16 protein-coding genes and 2 tRNA genes are annotated in these 17426 nt (G+C 64.6%); 7 read left to right on the top strand and 11 right to left on the bottom strand.

What is annotated here, in order from left to right; all coding sequences use genetic code 11:
• The first annotated feature begins 297 nt into the window (after positions 1 to 297).
• Complete coding sequence (locus tag JQN66_RS06930; protein ID WP_204677161.1) at positions 298 to 807, top strand: GNAT family N-acetyltransferase; 510 nt, start codon at positions 298 to 300, stop codon at positions 805 to 807.
• Between the two features lie 28 nt (positions 808 to 835).
• On the opposite strand, the gene JQN66_RS06935 is transcribed toward JQN66_RS06930, so the two are convergent.
• Entirely contained in the window at positions 836 to 1441 is a 606-nt protein-coding gene (locus tag JQN66_RS06935) for a dihydrofolate reductase family protein (RefSeq protein ID WP_204677501.1), read from the bottom strand.
• Positions 1442 to 1564: 123 nt separating this feature from the next.
• Between JQN66_RS06935 and JQN66_RS06940 the strand changes: the two genes are divergently transcribed.
• Positions 1565 to 2041, top strand: coding sequence for an SRPBCC domain-containing protein (locus JQN66_RS06940; RefSeq protein ID WP_204677162.1), 477 nt, complete (start codon positions 1565 to 1567; stop codon positions 2039 to 2041).
• Between the two features lie 78 nt (positions 2042 to 2119).
• Here JQN66_RS06940 and JQN66_RS06945 read toward each other — a convergent pair whose 3' ends face one another.
• On the bottom strand, positions 2120 to 2578 hold the full coding sequence (locus JQN66_RS06945) for a MarR family winged helix-turn-helix transcriptional regulator (RefSeq protein WP_239464164.1): 459 nt from the start codon (positions 2576 to 2578) through the stop codon (positions 2120 to 2122).
• Complete coding sequence (locus JQN66_RS06950) at positions 2562 to 3698, bottom strand: LLM class flavin-dependent oxidoreductase (protein WP_204677163.1); 1137 nt, start codon at positions 3696 to 3698, stop codon at positions 2562 to 2564. Before JQN66_RS06950 ends, JQN66_RS06945 begins: the two co-directional genes overlap by 17 nt.
• Positions 3699 to 3962: 264 nt before the next feature.
• Here JQN66_RS06950 and JQN66_RS06955 point away from each other — a divergent pair, with 264 nt between their 5' ends.
• Positions 3963 to 5288, top strand: coding sequence for a hypothetical protein (locus JQN66_RS06955; protein WP_204677164.1), 1326 nt, complete (start codon positions 3963 to 3965; stop codon positions 5286 to 5288).
• Between the two features lie 55 nt (positions 5289 to 5343).
• Here the strand turns inward: JQN66_RS06955 and JQN66_RS18720 are convergent, their stop codons facing one another.
• The 5 genes from JQN66_RS18720 to JQN66_RS06980 form a co-directional block, all read right to left on the bottom strand.
• Positions 5344 to 5466: a LuxR C-terminal-related transcriptional regulator gene (locus JQN66_RS18720; protein WP_204677165.1), complete on the bottom strand. Its 123-nt coding sequence runs from the start codon at positions 5464 to 5466 to the stop codon at positions 5344 to 5346.
• Entirely contained in the window at positions 5442 to 5696 is a 255-nt protein-coding gene (locus JQN66_RS06965) for a response regulator transcription factor (RefSeq protein ID WP_204677166.1), read from the bottom strand. The genes JQN66_RS18720 and JQN66_RS06965 overlap by 25 nt, the downstream gene beginning before the upstream one ends.
• 46 nt (positions 5697 to 5742) lie before the next feature.
• The gene (locus JQN66_RS06970; protein ID WP_204677167.1) at positions 5743 to 5913 is read right to left on the bottom strand and encodes a response regulator; all 171 of its coding nucleotides are present in this window, start codon (positions 5911 to 5913) and stop codon (positions 5743 to 5745) included.
• Positions 5914 to 6024: 111 nt separating this feature from the next.
• On the bottom strand, positions 6025 to 7428 hold the full coding sequence (locus JQN66_RS06975; RefSeq protein ID WP_204677168.1) for a sensor histidine kinase: 1404 nt from the start codon (positions 7426 to 7428) through the stop codon (positions 6025 to 6027).
• Between the two features lie 231 nt (positions 7429 to 7659).
• Positions 7660 to 11094: an efflux RND transporter permease subunit gene (locus JQN66_RS06980; protein ID WP_204677169.1), complete on the bottom strand. Its 3435-nt coding sequence runs from the start codon at positions 11092 to 11094 to the stop codon at positions 7660 to 7662.
• A gap of 349 nt (positions 11095 to 11443) precedes the next feature.
• Here JQN66_RS06980 and JQN66_RS06985 point away from each other — a divergent pair, with 349 nt between their 5' ends.
• Together JQN66_RS06985 and JQN66_RS06990 are read left to right on the top strand one after the other, a co-directional pair.
• Positions 11444 to 11776 carry a hypothetical protein gene (locus tag JQN66_RS06985; protein WP_204677170.1) on the top strand — a complete coding sequence of 111 codons (333 nt, stop codon included), beginning with the start codon at positions 11444 to 11446 and terminating at the stop codon, positions 11774 to 11776.
• Between the two features lie 31 nt (positions 11777 to 11807).
• Positions 11808 to 12068 (top strand): hypothetical protein, encoded by a 261-nt coding sequence (locus JQN66_RS06990; protein ID WP_204677171.1) that lies wholly within the window; start codon positions 11808 to 11810, stop codon positions 12066 to 12068.
• Between the two features lie 90 nt (positions 12069 to 12158).
• On the opposite strand, the gene JQN66_RS06995 is transcribed toward JQN66_RS06990, so the two are convergent.
• From JQN66_RS06995 to JQN66_RS07005, 3 genes are all read right to left on the bottom strand, one after another.
• Positions 12159 to 13649 carry a malate:quinone oxidoreductase gene (locus JQN66_RS06995; RefSeq protein ID WP_188947935.1) on the bottom strand — a complete coding sequence of 497 codons (1491 nt, stop codon included), beginning with the start codon at positions 13647 to 13649 and terminating at the stop codon, positions 12159 to 12161.
• A gap of 87 nt (positions 13650 to 13736) precedes the next feature.
• Positions 13737 to 15593 (bottom strand): ABC transporter substrate-binding protein, encoded by a 1857-nt coding sequence (locus JQN66_RS07000; protein ID WP_204677172.1) that lies wholly within the window; start codon positions 15591 to 15593, stop codon positions 13737 to 13739.
• A gap of 177 nt (positions 15594 to 15770) precedes the next feature.
• Entirely contained in the window at positions 15771 to 16703 is a 933-nt protein-coding gene (locus tag JQN66_RS07005; protein ID WP_188947933.1) for a 2-hydroxyacid dehydrogenase, read from the bottom strand.
• Between the two features lie 172 nt (positions 16704 to 16875).
• On the opposite strand from JQN66_RS07005, the gene JQN66_RS07010 reads away from it, so the two are divergent.
• Together JQN66_RS07010 and JQN66_RS07015 are read left to right on the top strand one after the other, a co-directional pair.
• Positions 16876 to 16948 (top strand) — tRNA-Lys (locus JQN66_RS07010).
• Positions 16949 to 16994: 46 nt separating this feature from the next.
• Positions 16995 to 17067: transfer RNA gene (locus tag JQN66_RS07015), tRNA-Lys, on the top strand.
• The last annotated feature ends 359 nt before the right edge of the window (positions 17068 to 17426 follow it).

The following is a 17426-nucleotide window of genomic DNA, read 5'->3' on the forward strand; positions in this document are numbered from 1 at the left end:
TTGAATACGCGCAACCACCTGGTCCCGGCCGGGCTTCTGGCCCCGTGGCCTGGATGATCCGCACCCCGTCCCGGGCGCAGTGCACTATGCAGGACCGGGCAGCCCCCGGATGATGCGCTGATGGTGAACGCGTCCCGGCCGCCGCCGGCCTCTGCACACTGGGGCCGGCCGCCCGCTGATCCGCGGCGTGGCCTGCCGAAACCGGGGTGCGGCAGGCGCCGGGGACGCCGGGGGAGCACTCCGGGCGCGGGCCGCTGCGATTTACCGATACGATGCCGATTTGGTAGGTTTGCGATCATGCAGATTCGTCCAGAGAGCTTCGATGACCGGGCCGCAGTCTATGCGGTGACGCATGCGGCGTTTACCGGAATCGATCCGATGGTCGAGCCCGACGAAGTCGGCTTGCTGCAGCAGCTCTTCGACTGCGCGGGCTACGATGCGCGCTTCTCCATCGTCGCGCTGGACGACGCGGTGGTGATCGGCCACGTCATCGCCACCTGGGGGAAGATCGGCAGGCAGCCGATGCTCGGCCTCGGCCCGCTGGCCGTGGCGCCGGAATACCAGCACCGCGGCGTCGGCTCGATCCTGATGCAGCAGATCCACGACGCCGCGGAGAGCGCGCAGCTCAGCGGCATTGTGCTGCTCGGCTCGCCGGGCTACTACCACCGTTTCGGCTACGAGCCGGCCTCCCGGCATGGCATCATTCCCAGCGACCCCACCTGGGGCGAGCACTTCATGGTGCGGGTGTTCGACCGGGACGCCCTGCCGCGCGGAGAGTTCCGCTACGCCAGCCCCTTCGGCTGCTAGGAGTCCCGGCCCGGCTGCACCCGCGGTGTCAGGCCTTGTCCGGCGGAACGACCTCGTAGACCACATGGGTGACCAGCCCGGTGCTGCGCGAGGAGCGCGGGATGAATTCCGGCCCCGAGACGCCCTCGAAGAGGCGCTCGCCGGAGCCCAGCAGCTTCGGGGAGATGTGCAGGCGCAGCTCGTCGAGCAGTCCCGCCTCCAGGAATTGGTTGATGGTCGATGCCCCTCCGGCGATCGCGACGTTCTTCCCGCCGGCCGCCTCGCGGGCCAGCTGAAGCGCCCGGCGGATCCCGCCGGTCACGAACCTGAACTCCGTGCCGCCCTCCATCACCAGCGGCTCGCTCGCGTAGTGGGTGAGCACGAACACCGGTGCGTGGTACGGGGGATCCTCGCCCCACCAGCCGCGCCAGCTGCCCGAGGGTGCCCCGCGTTCGGGGCCGAACATGTTCCGGCCCATGATGTAGGCGCCGGCCTCCAGGATTCCGGCGCGCTCCGCGGCGTCGTCCTCCCGCGCTTCGAACTGCCAGCGGTGCAGTTGCTCGCCGCCGCGGCCCAGCGGCTGCTCCAGGCTCTGCTCCGGCCCGGCCACGAAGCCGTCCAGTGAGATCGTGACGTCGCAGGTTACCCGTGCCATGATGCGCTCCATCAGCAGGTCGAAGGATCCGATGGCGACAGGATAGCAGGAGGCATGGACACTGCGGCTGGGAATGCGCGCCGGGCTCTTGCCCAGGGTGAGCGGGCGGTGTAGAAAAGTGTCGTGAGCCACGACCCAGCCCCCAGCCAGCTGTCCTTCAGCGTTTCGGGACACATCGCCAAGACCTGCGTGCAAGTGTACGAGGCCGTCGCGGATCCCGAACAGCTCTCGCACTATTTCACGACCGGCGGCGCCAAGGGGCGCCTGGAATCAGGCGCGACCGTCACCTGGGACTTCCACGACTTCCCGGGGGCCTTCCCGGTCAAGGTGCTGGAGGCCCAGGCGCCGCGGCGCATCGTGATCCAGTGGGAGGCCAACCACTCGACGGCGCCCGATGCGCAGAACACCGTCACCTTCGAGTTCGAGCCGGAGGATGAGAACTCCCGCACCAAGGTCGTCATCACCGAATCCGCGTGGCAGGCCACCGGGGAAGGCGCCGCGGCGGCTTTCGGCAACTGCGAGGGATGGACCGGAATGCTGGCGGCCATGAAGTGCTGGCTGGAGCATGGCATCGTGCTGCGCGAGGGCTTCTACACCTAGCGGCGGCCGCCGCGTGGCACGGCAACGCCGGCGGAACCGCCCCGTGGGGCTGGGATCCGCCGGCGTTCGTCGTGCGTGCTATTTGATGGCGCTGCGCAGCTTGGAGGTCAGCTGCTGCAGCTGGAGGAATTCTTCCTCGCTCAGCGCGGTGCCGATCTGCTCGTAGATGTGCTTGACGTGCTCGCGGCCGATCTCCTGCTGGACCGCCAGCCCCTTGGGGGTCAGCGAGAGCTGCATCGCGCGCTGGTCGGTGGGATCGGCCTCGCGGGTGATCAGGCCCTTGTCCTCCAGCCGGGTGACCATGCGGCTCAGGCTCGGCTGCGAGATCAGCAGATAGCGGTTCAGGTCCACCAGGCGGCTGCGGCCGCCCGGGCAGATGCGCAGGTTGAACAGCACGTCGTATTCGCGCATCGACAGCTTGTGGAACTCGGGCTTGGCGCTGACCTTCCTCATGACGGCGACCTGGGCCCGGAAGAGCGACTCCCAGGCGTCGATGGTGACCTTCACGGAGGCTGGGGTGTTACTGGTCCCGGTCACTGATTTCAGGCTCCTTTGGGGCGTTGACTTGCTCAGCTTTCAGTTTAGCGTCCCGGGCGGCCACAAGCCCCGCATGTGTCGGGGCCGGGGTCAGGTCCTTCGGCGCGCGGGCTTCCATTTCCCTGCGCAGTTCCGGCAGCACGTAGTCGCCGAACATGTCCAGCTGGTTCAGCACGGTCTTCAGCGGCAGTCCTGCATGGTCCACCAGGAACAGCTGGCGCTGGTAGCTGCCGAAGTACTCCTGGAAGCTCAGGGTCTTCTCCAGCACCTGCTGCGGGGAGCCGACGGTCAGCGGGGTCTGCGCGGTGAAGTCCTCCAGCGACGGGCCATGCCCGTAGACCGGGGCGTTGTCGAAGTACGGCCGGAACTCCTTGACCGCCTGCTGCGAATCCTTGGCCATGTAGAACTGGCCGCCCAGGCCCACGATCGCCTGGTCGGCGCGGCCGTGGCCGTAGTGCTCGTAGCGCTCGCGGTAGAGGCCGATCAGCTGCTGGTAGTGCTCCTTGGGCCAGAAGATGTTGTTCGCGAAGAAGCCGTCGCCGTAGTAGGCGGCGATCTCCGCGACCTGCGGGGTGCGGATCGAGCCATGCCAGACAAACGGCGCCACGTTATCCAGCGGGCGCGGGGTGGAGGTGAAGTTCTGCAGTGGGGTGCGGAAGCGCCCCTCCCAGTTCACCACGTCCTCGTCCCACAGGCGCCGCAGCAGGTTGTAGTTCTCCACCGTCAGGTTGACCGAGTCCTGCATGTTCTTGCCGAACCACGGGTAGACCGGTCCGGTGTTGCCGCGGCCCAGCACCAGGTCGGTGCGGCCGTTGGACAGGTGCTGCAGCATGGCGAAGTCCTCGGCGATCTTGACCGGGTCGTTCGTGGTGATCAGCGTGGTCGCGGTGGACAGGATGATGCGTTCGGTCTGCGCGGCGATGTAGGCCAGGGTGGTGGTTGGCGAGGAGGAGAAGAACGGGCGGTTGTGGTGCTCGCCGATGGCGAAGACGTCCATGCCGATGTCCTCGGCCTTTTTGGCGATCGCAACCTCGGCGTCGATGCGCTCCTTCTCGGTCGGCACGTGGCCGGTGGTGGGGTCGCGGGTGATGTCGCTGACTGAGAATACTCCGAACTGCATGCCTACTCCTACTAGCTGGTGAGACGCCGCGTCGTGTGCGCGTCTCCAATTTATATGCGTATGCATCTAATAACAAGTTGAGGCGTCAATTATTCCCTGGGGAGAGCGCGGGATTCAATATCAACTAAATCCCAAGGGATCGCCGCGGAATCGCTCCAGCATCTCGCAGTCCATCCATTGTTTGGTCTTAATTGAGTTTACGTCGGTTGCTCTCGATAGAGTTGGAAGCAAAAGCGATCTTCGCATCAGGGGAAGGCCCGCAAATTGGCAAGTGAAGTGAATCGTTCGCACGAATTGGCTGAGACGGGCGAAAGCGCCGTAGTTATGGAGCCAGTGGTTGCGAATCCGGATGATTCCGAAATTGACGCCAGCTTGAACGATCTGACCGAGGAGCAGAACCGCGAAGCTGAATTGTTCGCGATGACGTTCATGAAGAAGGTGCTTCGCCTTCGAGGCGTCAAGATCGACAGGGCACAGTTTCTCAAGTCCGAGTTGCATAAGCGCGGGTACTCGCCGGACGTCATCGCGACAGCTATCACGGGAAATCCTGCGCAAGCCGGGATCTCGATTGACGTACTCGATAGCATTTCCCAAAACGCCATCGACTTCGAAACACGAAAGTCGTCCTCTCTGTCCTTCATGGCGGGCCTGCCCGGCGGACTCGCCATGCTGGGGACCATTCCTGCGGATATCACGCAGTTCTATGTGCATGCGTTCCGCGTCATGCAGAAGATCGCATATGTGTATGGCTGGCAAGACTTTTTGAAGGAAACCGACGACATCGACGACGAATCGCTCGGCATCTTGGCAACGTTCCTCGGTGTCATGATGGGTGTTGGAGGTGCCAGCGCGTCGCTGAACAGCTTCGCGACGAAGATCGCTGCTCCGGCGGTCGAACGGAATATTGCGCGCGTCGCATTAACCAAGACCATTTGGTACGGCCCGATGAAGAAAACCCTTCGAATCATCGGGATCAATATCACCAAGCAGAGCTTCGCGAAATCGGTCAGCAAGGTTGTCCCTGTCGTGGGAGGTGTAATTTCAGGTGGCATGACCTTCGTCGTCCTGGGATCACAATCTCAAAGGCTGCAGAAACACCTGAGGACGCTCCCTCCTCCGAATGTCGACGCCGGAGAATACCTTCGTGCACTGACGGACTTGGATGCCCAATTAAGAGATGCCCGCACATCGGTATCGGACACCCTGGCCAGTGCAGGCTCGTCGATCAAGGGCGCCGCCACCGGCGCAGTCGATTACTTCCGTCCGGTGGATCTGGACGGAGACGGGCTAGCGGACGAAGCCAGAGCGAAAACTACTGCCAAGAAAGTATTCTCCGCTGCCAAGAGCACGGTTATACGAAACGCTGAGGTTCCTGCCGAATCACCTGATGGTGAGGCTGAGGAAGGCGCACCGAACCGAACCGGTGCATCGAGCCGGAAGATCCTCGGAATGGCCGACAGCGCTCAAAAGAAGCTGAAATCGAAGTTCAAGTCGAAGCGGTCTTCACCGGCAGCAGCCATCGAAGCTGGCGCGGGAACGCTGGACGACAGCGAGAGTCCACTATCTGAATCTCGCTCCGATTCGAATTAGCCAGCAAGGCAGAGTTCCGGAAGCAGTAAAAGTCTTGCCGAATGGCCGTCGCGTGCTACTCGCGTTCAGTGATGCCTGACTTGAATGCGATCGGCGCGGCCTCGACTCGATTCCTGGCGTTCAGCTTCACCAAGATCGCGGTGACATAGCCATTCACCGTTGCCTCCCTGATGACCATGCGGGCCGCGATCTCGCGTTCGAGCTGCCCGAACCGAGCAGGGTCAGCAGCACGAGTTCGCGTCCGGTCAAGGTTGCCACGAGTGCCGCGGCCTTGGACCGGGCCACGGGATCGATGCCGCGGACTCGTTCAACCACGCGCCGGGAGATGCGGGGTGACAGTGCGGCCGCCCCTTGCGCTACCGCGTGCACTGCGCCGATCAGCTCCTGCCGCGAAGAACTTTTCAGCATGAATCAGCTGGCTCCTCCGGTCGGTGCGCGGTCGATGAATTCCTCTTCACTGAAGGTCGTCACGATCCGGACCGTCGCTGGGCTGCCCCGGGGAGTGAAGATCTTCAAGGACCGCCAGCCCGTTCAGCTGCGGCACGCGGATGTCCATGAGGAGGACGTCGGGCTTAAGCCGACCGGCCAGCTCGATGCCGCGGTAGCTGTTCTCCGTCTCGCCCACGTTCTACAACCCCGTGTCGCTGCGCAGGACCGGGCACAGCCCGGCGCGGATCAGGGCTTCACCGTCGACAACGAGCACCCGAATGGGAAAGCGTTCCGTCTTCGGCCACCGTCAGTTCCGCTCCAAGGGATAGAGATGTTCCGCGGAAACCAGCACGTCGTCGGTGAAGCACAGGCGGAACATCTCGCCGCTCAGGTCCAACGGCCCGGTGCGCGCGGCGAAAAAGCGGCAGGTCGCACCGCTGGGGGCTTCAGGAACCCGGATGACCGGGGTTGCCGTTTCCAGCCCCGGTGCGGTGACGATGCGTTCGACCTCTGAGCGCTCCATGCCCACGTCGAGTTCGCCGAATGACGCGGGCGACAACGCGGTGGCTTTGTACGTTATGTTCTGCAGGGCGTAGAACCCGGTGAAGACGGCGGCCACGATCGCCAGGGGCACCAGCAGCGTCAGCACCGCATGCCTGGTGGGCCGGGCGGGGTGGAGGCGCTCTGCCGGCGGGCGCTGCGCAGTGTCGGATGCCTCCAGCGGCATCCACGCCATGACCCTGAAGTGGTCCCCGGAGGACCGGACGGACAGGGTTCCCTGATGCGACTCGAAGTAGGCGCGAAGCTGCGCCAGACCGGTGGCTCCGTCGCGGGCTGGAGGCCGTTCAGCCGGCATCTGCGTTTCCACGGCGATCGTCAGGCCTTCACTGACCGGCTCGATGGTGACGTGCACTTCCGAGCGCGGCGCGTACCTGGCGGCATTGGCCAACGTCTCTCGGACCAGTTGGTGCATTCCATCCACGCACCACTCGGACACCGAGGCGGAGTGCAGATGCCGCTGGCCGGTGACGCTGATGCGCAGGCCGCGAGCGCGGGCGGCGGCGACCAGCTTGCGGAAATCCCCGCCGGCGGGGACCAGCGCAGCCGGTTCCCGGGGCTGGCGCAGCACCCCGATGATCTGGTGCAGGTTCTCGATCGCCGCATCGGCCTGCTCGTGGATGGCCGAGGCCTGCTGTACGGCGGGGGAGCCGGGCTCGGCGGCGGCCTGCAGCGCGGAGGCCTGCAAGGCCAGCAGCGCGAGGTCGTGGCCCAGCTCGTCGTGCATCTGCGCCGCCTGCCGCTCGCGTTCCCGCTGCCGTGCCTGGAGATCCAGCCGCTCGCGCTCGCGAAGCCGTACCAGCACCGCGGTACGCCGCGAGTGGCCGATGAACCACGGGAGGAACACGAAAAGCACCACCACGGTCACCAGAATCAGCAGGAATCCCAGGGCGCTGAGCCGGGCGGAAACCCAGAGCACCAGCGCGCTGCCGGCCGCGCCGCTGGCCAGCGCGATCAGCCCGGAAGTCGTCGAGGCCAGGCGCCGCCCGGCAAGATAGCAACCGCATACGGAGGCCGGAGCCAGGACGATCCACGCTCCGGAGCCGGACAGCGGGACGGCCAGCGCGCACAGCGCCAGCACGGCGATCCATGCCGACTGGGCCACCCCGGCCGGCATCCGCCTGTTCCACCCCCTGGACCTCGCAGACCCCATGGGACCATGCTAGCCACCGGGCCGCATTTGGGACACCGGCTTTCGTCGGGGAATTCCCGCTGGCGCATCCCGACGCCGGGCCATTCCCGACCCCGGGCCATTCCCGACCCCGGGCCGGTGCGCATCGAATGGGTGAAGGAGCACATCCAGCAGCTGCCGGACGGCAAAGGACGGATGCCGCCTCCTGGTCGGGGAGGCGGCATCCGTCGTCGTTGCCTTGCATGCAGGCGGCTACTTGGCGCCCGGGTCCGAGTCCTTCGGATCGGCAGACTCCTCGGTGCTGCGGCGCAGCATCTGCTCGAACTCCTTGCGTTCCTTGCGGGAGATCGGCAGCTGGCCGGTCGCCGGGTTCACGATCCGGCCGCTGTCGCGGGCCGCTTCGGAGGCGGGCTTCGGTGCGGGAACGGTTTCCGCGCCCGACTGCTTCTTCGGCTGCTTCGGGGCCTTGGCCTGCTTGCCGGGCTTGGCGCTCTTGGCAGCCACGCTTAGCTGGCCGGACTCGCCGTCCCCGGCCACCGCGGTGATCCGCGCGGTGGCGCCGTCCATGGCCACGGCCAGGTCCTCGGCCGAGGTGGCCTGGTTCTGCGCGTGGCGGCGGGCGGCGCGGCGGTCCGCGGTGCGCTCCTTGCGGGACTCGACCAGGTGGTAGAGCACCGGAACCAGCACCAGGGTCAGCAGGGTGGAGGAGACCAGTCCGCCGATGACCACCACGGCCAGCGGCTGCGAGATGAAGCCGGACTGCCCGGTGATGCCCAGCCCCATCGGGACCAGCGCGAAGATGGTGGCCAGCGCGGTCATCAGGATCGGGCGCAGGCGCTGGCGGGCGCCGTGCGTGATCGCATCCTGCAGGTTCATCGCCTCCCTTTCCGGGGTGGCATGCCGGTACTGGTTGATCAGGTCGATCAGCACGATCGCGTTGGTGACCACGATGCCCACCAGCATCAGCATGCCGATCAGCGACGGCAGGCCCAGCGGGATGCCGGTGGCCAGCAGCAGGCCGATCGCGCCGGTGGCGGCGAATGGGATGGAGACCAGCAGGATCAGCGGCTGGACCAGCGACTTGAAGGTCGCCACCATGATCACGTAGACGATCGCCACGGCCGCCAGCAGCGCCAGGTAGAGCTGGTTGAAGGACTCGGCCTGCTCGGTGGCGGCGCCACCGATCTCGGCGGTCGCGCCCTCGGGCAGTTCCACGCCGGCCAGGCGTTCGGTGACCTGCTTGGAAACCGAGCCGAGCATGTTCTCCTGCGGGGCCAGCGACACCGTGGCGATGCGCTGGCCATTGGAGGTGGTGACCTGGCGGACCACGTCGGTGCGTTCAACCGTGGCCAGGTCCTGCAGCTGCTTGACCCCGGTGGCGGTCGGGATCGGCAGTTCCTGCAGCTCCTTCAGCGAGGTCAGATCCAGCCCCTCGCCGATCAGCACCGTCATGTCGGTGAATTCCAGGCGCAGCGTGCCGGCCGGCACGGGGGAGACCTGGGAGGCGACGATGCCGGACAGCTCGGTTTCGGTCAGCCCGGCCGCGGCGGCCTTCTTGGCGTCGATGTCGATGCTGACCTGCTCGCGCATCGCGGAGAGGTTGTCGCTGAGCTGGGTGACGTGCTCGGTGCCTTCCATGGCGGAGCGCACCGCGGCGGTGGCCTCGCGCAGGATGTCCTCGTTCGGGGCCTTGACCTCGACGGTGACGTCGGAGGACATCATGCCGCCGGAGCTGCCGGAGAAGCTCAGGGTCGAGTCCTTGGGCAGGGCGAGCTGATCCAGCTCGGCGCGCACGGTGTCGGTCAGCGCCAGCTGGTCCGCGTCTGGGTCGGTGATCGCGGTGAAGTTCGCGGTGTCCGAGCCGGAGGAGAACATCGCCGCGAAGCCGCTGGCCGAGCCCACGGTCATCTGCACGTCGGTGATGCCCTCGGTCTCGCGCAGCACGGCCTCGACCTTCTCGGCCTGCTTGCGGGTGGCTTCCAGCGAGGTGCCCGCGGCCATCTTCTGGGTGATGGAGATCGAGTTCTCGCCGGTGTTGCCCAGCAGGTTGGTCTGCAGCAGCGGGGTCATCGCTACGGTGCCGGCCAGGATCAGCACGGAGGCCAGCAGCGTGATGACCGGGTGCTTCTGCGTTCCGCGCAGCACCGGGGCGTAGGCGCGCTGCATCCAGGACTTGTCCTCGGCCAGGTGCACGGTGTGGGTGGCGGCGCTGCCCGGGCGGTGCGGCAGGAACCAGTAGGCCAGCACCGGCACGATGGTCAGCGACACGATCAGCGAGGCCAGCAGCGCGATGGTCATGGTCATCGCAAACGGGCGGAACAGCTCGCCGGCCATGCCGCCGACCAGCGCGATGGGCAGGAAGACCGCCACGGTGGTCAGCGTCGCGGCGGTGATGGCCCCGGCGACTTCCTTGACGGCCAGCAGGATCGCCTGCGACTTGGATTCGCCGTGCGCCAGATGGCGCTTGATGTTCTCGATAACCACGATGGAGTCGTCCACCACGCGGCCGATCGAGATGGTCAGCGCGCCCAGGGTCAGCATGTTCAGCGTGTAGCCGCCGGCGTTCATGCCGATGAAGGTGACCATCAGGGACAGCGGGATGGAGATCGCGGTGACCAGGGTGGAACGGATGGAGAAGAGGAAGACCAGGATGACCAGCACCGCGAAGCCCAGGCCCAGCGCGCCCTCGGTGGTCAGCGACTCGATGGAGGACTCGATGAACGGGGCCTGGTCGAAGATGGTGGTGATCTTGGCGTTGGAGCCCAGCTCCGCCTGCAGCTCGTCGAGCATGCCGGTGATCTGGTGGGACAGGGCCACGGTGTCCCCGTCCGGGGTTTTGGTGATCGCCACCGAGAGGGTTTCCGCGCCGTTGGTGCGGGTGATGCTGGTGGCCGTATCGGCCTGGACCGACACCTTGGCGACGTCCTGCAGCAGCACCGGCCCCTTGTCCGCCGGCAGCGGGATTTCCTTGATCGCGGCCAGCGTATCCGGGGCGGAGCCGGCGATCACCGGCAGGGTCAGGCCGTCCACGTCCATGGTGCCGATGGGCATCGGGGAGCCAGCGTTCTCGATGCCGTCCTTCAGGTCGGCGACCGTCAAGCCTTCAGCGCGCAGCTTCGCGTCATCCGGGATGACCGAGATGTGCTGCGAGGAACCGCCGGAGACCGAGGCTTCGCGCACCCCGTCGATCTTCTGCAGCTTGGGCAGCATGATGCGCTCGACGTCGTCGTTCAGCGCTTCCAGCGACTTGTCGGAGGAGATCGCCATCTGCATGATCGGGAAGTCCGCGATGGAGCCGGCGAAGGCCGTGGGTTCCACGTCCTCGGGCAGGCTCGACTTGGCGTTGGCGATCGCCCGGTCCACCTGGGAGCGGGCGCGGTCCATGTCCGTGCCGTACTCCAGCATCAGCGAGATGCGGGTGAATCCGGTCTGCGAGGTCGCGGTCGAGGATTCAAGGCCCTCCACCGCCTGCAGGGCAGTCTCCAGCGGGCCGGCGACCTGCTCGTCGATGACCTCGGGGCTCGCACCCATCTGGGTGGCCATGACGGAGATCTGCGGGAACTCGAGGGAGGGAATGAGCTCCTGCTTGAGTGAACTCATGGAGATGACGCCGAAGACGGCGGCAAAGACCGTGACCAGCGCGATGAGCGCCCGGTTTTTCAGAGACAAGATGGCCAAGCGCTGCATGCGGGTATGGTCCTAGCGGTGTCGCGAAATGGGGTGGATCAACTTAACTCTAGTTCGTTGGCCTAAAACAACCGATAATCCACGGGGGTTTGAGCCGAAGATCATCCGAATGGAGGATACCCGCGGCGGCGAGGTGCCTAGCCAGCCGGGCGTTCGTCACCTGCTTCTGTGGATAATTAATTTCATGTCCCCGCTCAGGCGAATACCATGCAGGGATGGAGATCAATTCTCTCTGGGGATGGATGGCCCCCGACATTGAGGGCCTGGGCCAATTTGCGCCGGCGGTGCCCCGATAGTTGCGGCGGCCGCGGCGTGGGCCGCCGTTCGTACCTTGCGACGGCGGACTCGCGTGGACCATGCTGACCAGTGGTGGAAACGTGTTGAATATGCGATCAAGCTTCTCGATAGCGAGAACCAGGCTTTGCATGCCACGGGAATAAGCCTGTTGAAAGTTCAGGCCGGAACTGCAGCGCCTGAGCTTGCGGCGACAAACGGCAAGAAATTCGTGAAATACGAATGGAGCGCAAGAACCCGGTGGCATGTGAACCGGGCGGAGCTGGCGATCGTCAGATCGCTGGATTCCGAACTGATTGCGGCTGAGTTCGTTGTTGAAGACCTGAGCAGCCCGTCAGCGGAAGGCCACAGCCGAACTGACCACCAGCGCGAAACTGAAAAGGAATAACGTGGAAGCACATGAAAAAGGTGAGTGAGCCATGACCGCACGATCAGCTGGCAATACCGATACGCCGGAGCTGGCACTGACATTGGACGAAGTCGAGCCCGGCATCTTCGTGGTGCTGGATAGCCGTGGGGTTCAGTTGAGCAAGCCGCTTCCGATTTCGAGATTGCGCAGCCTGGCGAAAGATGCGGAATTCGTGGCCGACCTCAACAAGAGGCTGAAAATGCCGAATGAGAACTATATCGATGTCTTGCTCCAGTTGCGGTCGCAGCTGGAATACCGGCGCGCTTCCTGAATTTGTTGTCTTCCGGGCACTGCGGTGCTGGCGGAAACGACTGATGGCCCACACACCAGCTGGTGTGTGGGCCATCAGTTTAAGCGGCGACTAGTTCAGTCCCAGTGCCTTGTCGGTGGCTGCCTTGACCTCGGCGTACAGTGCCGGGTTCTCGTTCAGCTTCTGGCCGTAGGAAGGAACGATGTCCTTCAGCTTCGACTCCCAGCCAGCGAACTGCTTCGGGAAGCAGCGCGAGAGCAGGCCGATCATGATCGGGGTGGCGGTCGATGCGCCTGGGGAAGCACCCAGCAGGCCGGAGATCGTGCCGTCCGAGGAGGTGATGACCTCGGTGCCGAACTGCAGGACGCCGCCCTTCTTGGCATCCTTCTTGATGACCTGCACGCGCTGGCCAGCGGTGATCAGTTCCCACTTGGAGCCGTCGGCCTCAGGGAAGTACTCCGCCAGCGACAGGTCCTTCTTGGCGCGGGACTTGAGAACTTCCTTGATCAGGTAGTTGGTCAGCGCCATATTGTCCTTGGCCACGGCAAGCATCGGGATGATGTTGTGCGGGCGCAGGGACAGCGGGAGGTCCATCTGGCCGGTGGACTTCAGGAAGTTCATGGAGAAGCCGGCGTACGGGCCGAACATCAGCGAACGCTTGCCGTCGACGAAGCGGGTGTCCAGGTGCGGAACCGACATCGGAGGGGCGCCGACCGACGCCTGGCCGTAGACCTTGGCGTGGTGCTGGTTGATGATGGTCTCATCGGTGCAGCGCAGGAACTGGCCGGAGACCGGGAAGCCGCCGAAGCCCTTGATCTCGTCGATGCCCGACTTCTGCAGCAACGGCAGCGCGCCACCTCCGGCGCCGACGAAAACGAACTTGGCCTTGACCGTCTTGACCGCGCCCGAGGCCTTGTCCTTGACGGTCAGCTCCCAGCCGGCACCGTCGCGCTTGATGTTCTTGACCTTGTGACCGAAGTTGATGGAGGCTCCCGAAGCGCCCAGCGAGTCGGTCAGGTCCGCGGTGAGGCGGCCGAAGTCGACGTCGGTGCCGGAGACAACGCGGGAGGCGGCGACCTTCTGCGAGTCCTTGCGGCCCTTGGCGACCAGCGGGGTCCATTCGTTGATGGTGTCCAGGTCGTTGGTGATTTCCAGTTCGTCGAACAGCGCGTTCGGCTTCAGGGCCTCGTAGCGGGTCTTCAGGTACTTGGAGTGGTCATCGCCGATCACAAAGGACATGTGCGGCAGGGCGTTGATGAACGAGTTGTCCGCGACGCGCTTGTTTTCGACGGCCCACGAGTAGAACTGGCGGGAGATCTGGAACTGCTCGTTGATTCCGATGGCCTTGGCGGGATCCACGGATCCGTCGGCCTTGGCGGCGGTGTAGTTCAGCTCGCACAGTGCCGAGTGGCCGGTGCCTGCGTTGTTCCACGGGGAGGAGGATTCCAGCCCGGCCTTGTCCAGGTTTTCGAAAAGACCGATAGACCAAGTTGGCTCCAGCTGGTTGATCAAGGTGCCCAACGTGGCACTCATGACGCCGGCTCCGATTAGTACTACGTCAAAAGATTCGGTTGACGTTACAGAAGGCACGAGGATCTCCATCGACAGTGATACTTTGCTCTAACCCAGAGTAGACCTTTACCCCCGTCGGTTAGAAATCCTTAACTGGCTCGGACGGGCCAGTGGTGGCTAACTTGAGATAGCCGGTGAATTGTTCATCTGGATGTCGGCATAGCACTCGTTGAGCATCGGCGAGGACGGGTAGAACGCCACATTGGGGTTGAAAGCCAGCGCCGAAATGGGGAATACCAGCGGAAGCAGGGGCAAATCGTAGTTCAGCGTCTGCAGGATCGCGGCGTAGGCGGCGGTGCGCGCCTCGCCCGGATCCAGCGAACGGGCGGCCAGGATTTGTGAGTCAAGTAACGCCGAGCTGTAGCCGAACTCGGCGGCCTTGTTGGACAAGATGCCCGATAGAAAATCGTCCTCGCTGCGATAGCCGCCGGAGTAGCCCAGCAGGTGCAGGCCGGTGAACCGGTTGGAACGCACGGTGTCCACGTAGCCTTCGGTCCACGGGATGGGGCGGGGACGGACCCGGATGCCGACCTTGGCCAAGTCCTCGGCCAGCTGGGCGAAAACGCGTTCGGGCAGCGGCAGGTAGTTGCGCGAGACGCGCAGCGGGTAGGCGAACTCGATCTCCTCGCCCTGGTAGCCGACCTGTTCCAGCAGCTTGGTGGCGGCGTTCTCGTCGTGGTTGTAGCGGGCTTCGGGCTCGGGCACCGACAGCGCCGGCGGGATGATGCTCGCCGCGGACTTGGTGCCCTGGATGAACAGCTTGCCCGCCAGCTGCCCGCTGTCCACCGCGTGCGCGATGGCCTGGCGGAACTCCCGCTTGGCCAGCCATTTGTTGCGCTGGTCCATGCCGAGGTAGAGCACGGAGAAGGGATCGCGCTGCACCACCAGCTTGGCGCTGCGCACCAGGTCGCGCATGATATCGACGGATACCAGGTCGAAGCCGTCGATCTCATCCGCGCTCATGGCGTTCTCGCGGTTATAGGGGGATGGCACGGAGGAGAGGAGCACCACCTGGGGGTGCTGGCTATTGGCTTCCAGCCGGCTGCGGTTCCAGTAGTCCTTGAACAGCTCCAGCCGCACGGTCTGGTCCTTGTGGGAGACGAAGCGGTAGGGTCCGGTGCCCATTGGCGCGGACAGCAAGGACCTGGCGGGGTTCGACTGGGGTCCGCCGGTCAGCGTGGACGGCGCGGCGATGGCCATGCCGGGCAGCGACAACGCGTCGATCAGCATGGGCAGGCGGCGGCGCAGCGTCAGCGTGACCAGGTACTTGCTGGTGGCCTTGACCGAGCCGAAGTAGCTGGCGCTGCCGGCGGCGGACTTGCCGGTGAACAGGTTCTGCTCGAAGACCGGCTTCAGCGCGGCGAGCTGTTCCAGGCGCTGCTGCTGCGCCGCCAGATCGCGTTCGGTGGGCTGGCGGTCGTCGTCGACCTGGAGCTGGAGGTCTTTCTCGGAGGGGAGCTTGGGAACGTCTTCCACATGGTGGAAGATGTCGGTGAAGCCCTGGCTGGAGTAGTCGGACAGCGCGGGCGGCAGGGCGGCCCAGCGGGTGAAGTTCGCGACCACCGCTTCGGCATCCAGCTCGTTGCCGTCGTGGAAGAGCACCCCCTGGCGCAGGGTGAAGGTATAGGTGAGCCCGTCCTGGGACTGGGTCCATGATTCGGCCAGGCCGGCAATCGGGGTGCCGGTGTTGGCATCGATGGACACCAGCGTTTCGTAGATCTGCCGGGAGATGCGGAAGGATTCGTTGTCGCCGGTAATCGCCGGGTCGAGTCCGGCCGGGGGAGCGGGGGCCGCCAGGCGCAGGGTGCGCGGGACCTCGGAAACGGTTTGCGCCGCCGTCGGCGAGGCAGTCGCGGAACTCTTCGACGACGGGGTGCAGGCAGTGAGGGCCAGTGCCGTGCCCGCCAGCGTGCCGGTCAGCAATGCGCGTCGCGAGACGAGGTTTTGCGGCTTTTCGGGCACGGTGCGGCTCAACTTCCTAATCTGGCAGGCAAGGCTCCCCGGCGCGCGCCGCATCGACATTATGCGTGGACGCAAATATTGCGGGACGCTCAGGGATATCTATCAAAGATAGCGCAACGAACGGGCGGCATCCGCTGAACCTGCCGGGGATGCCGCCAATGAGATCAAAATGTTAGCAATAGCCCTCGGCTAGGGGCGGTGCACCAGATTCTCGCCATCCCGGCCCTGGGACCAAGCTTGCAGCTGGCGCTTCAGCAGCTTCACCATGCGCGGGAAGAATGCCTCGGTGTTGCCGCCGTTGTGCGGGGTGATCAACGCGTTGGGGCATTTCCACAGCGGGTGGTCAGCCGGCAGCGGCTCCGGGTCGAAGACGTCCGAGGCGACGTTCAGACGGCCGCTGGCGACTTCGGCGACCAGCGCGTCGGTGTCCACCACGGGGCCGCGGGCGACGTTGACGATGGTCGCGCCGTCCGGCAGCTTGGCCAGGAGCTCGGCGTCCACCAGATGGTGGGTGGAGTCGTTGAGCGGAACAATGAGGATTAGCACCTCGATCTGCCCCGCATAGTCTGCCAGCTGCCCGGTGCTGTAGACCTCGCCGTGCTCGTCGGTGCGCGCGGTGGATCCGAAACGCAGCAGGTTAACCTCGAAAGGATCCAGGCGCTTGCGGATTTCCTCGCCAATGCCTCCGACACCGACGAGGCCGACGGTCCGGTCGGCCAAGCCCGGCCAGCGCAGCGGATTCCACCGGCCCTGGTCCTGGTCGCGGACCGAGGTGGGGAAACCGCGCAGCGAAGCGAGGGCCAGGCCCAGTGCGATCTCCGCGGTCGCGGCGGCGTGCACGCCCGATGCGGTATTGATTGTCGCGCGGTCTCCGATCATGTCGACCATTCCGTCGTAGCCGGTGGTTTGTGTCTGCACTATGGAGACATTCTCGGCCTTGCGGACATTCTTCAGGAATTCCGGATCTGCCATATAGGGGAAGATCGCGATGTCGATGTCTTCCAGCGGGGAATCCGGGTCTGATTCGAGATCCCAAATGACGGGTTTCAAATTCGCGGGTAGTTCTCCCACGGCGTCAAGCAGCTCTTGGGTAGGAAAGGAAACCGTACGTTGGGTAGTCATGAATTCACTCTACAAAGTCCACCGCTTCTTGGGTAGTAACCCCTAGTCATCTCGTGTAATGCAGCTCACCGCCGAAAAGCGTGTTCTCGATTTGCGCGAAGCTCAAAAGCTGGTAGAGTTTTATCTCGTTGCGAAAGCGCGAAGCCGAAAAGCTTCTAGAACATCGCAGCGGGCGCCTCTAGCTCAATTGGCAGAGCAAATGACTCTTAATCATTAGGTTCCGGGTTCAAGTCCCGGGGGGCGCACGAACAATTTCTTCGTTGCGGAGTCATTGTTTACACAAATTAATATGCGCCTTTAGCTCAATTGGTAGAGCAAATGACTCTTAATCATTAGGTTCCGGGTTCGAGTCCCGGAGGGCGCACAAAAACAAGGTCAGGCTTCGGTCTGGCCTTTTGTGTTTCCCCTGGCGCACAGCGCCTCGCCGCCCAGCGCTGCCCGCCTGCCCTGGCGCACAGCGCCTCGCCGCCCAGCGCTGCCCGCCTGCCCTGGCGCACAGCGCCTCGCCGCCCAGCGCTGCCCGCCCGCCCTGGCGTGCCGCCATCTGCGCAGATACGCCGGCAAAAATAACACCTAAGTGTGATATTCACGCACCATGAGCGGGCAGGCAAGGAGAGCTCATCTCTTCCCACTAGTGGAATATGGGAGAAGATCGGCCTCGACGTCTAAGAGTTAATCGTTAAGTCACTCAGGATTAGTGAATTAACACCATCTATTCTGATG

The sequence above is a fragment of the Glutamicibacter protophormiae genome (genome assembly GCF_016894325.1).
GTDB lineage: Bacteria > Actinomycetota > Actinomycetes > Actinomycetales > Micrococcaceae > Glutamicibacter > Glutamicibacter protophormiae.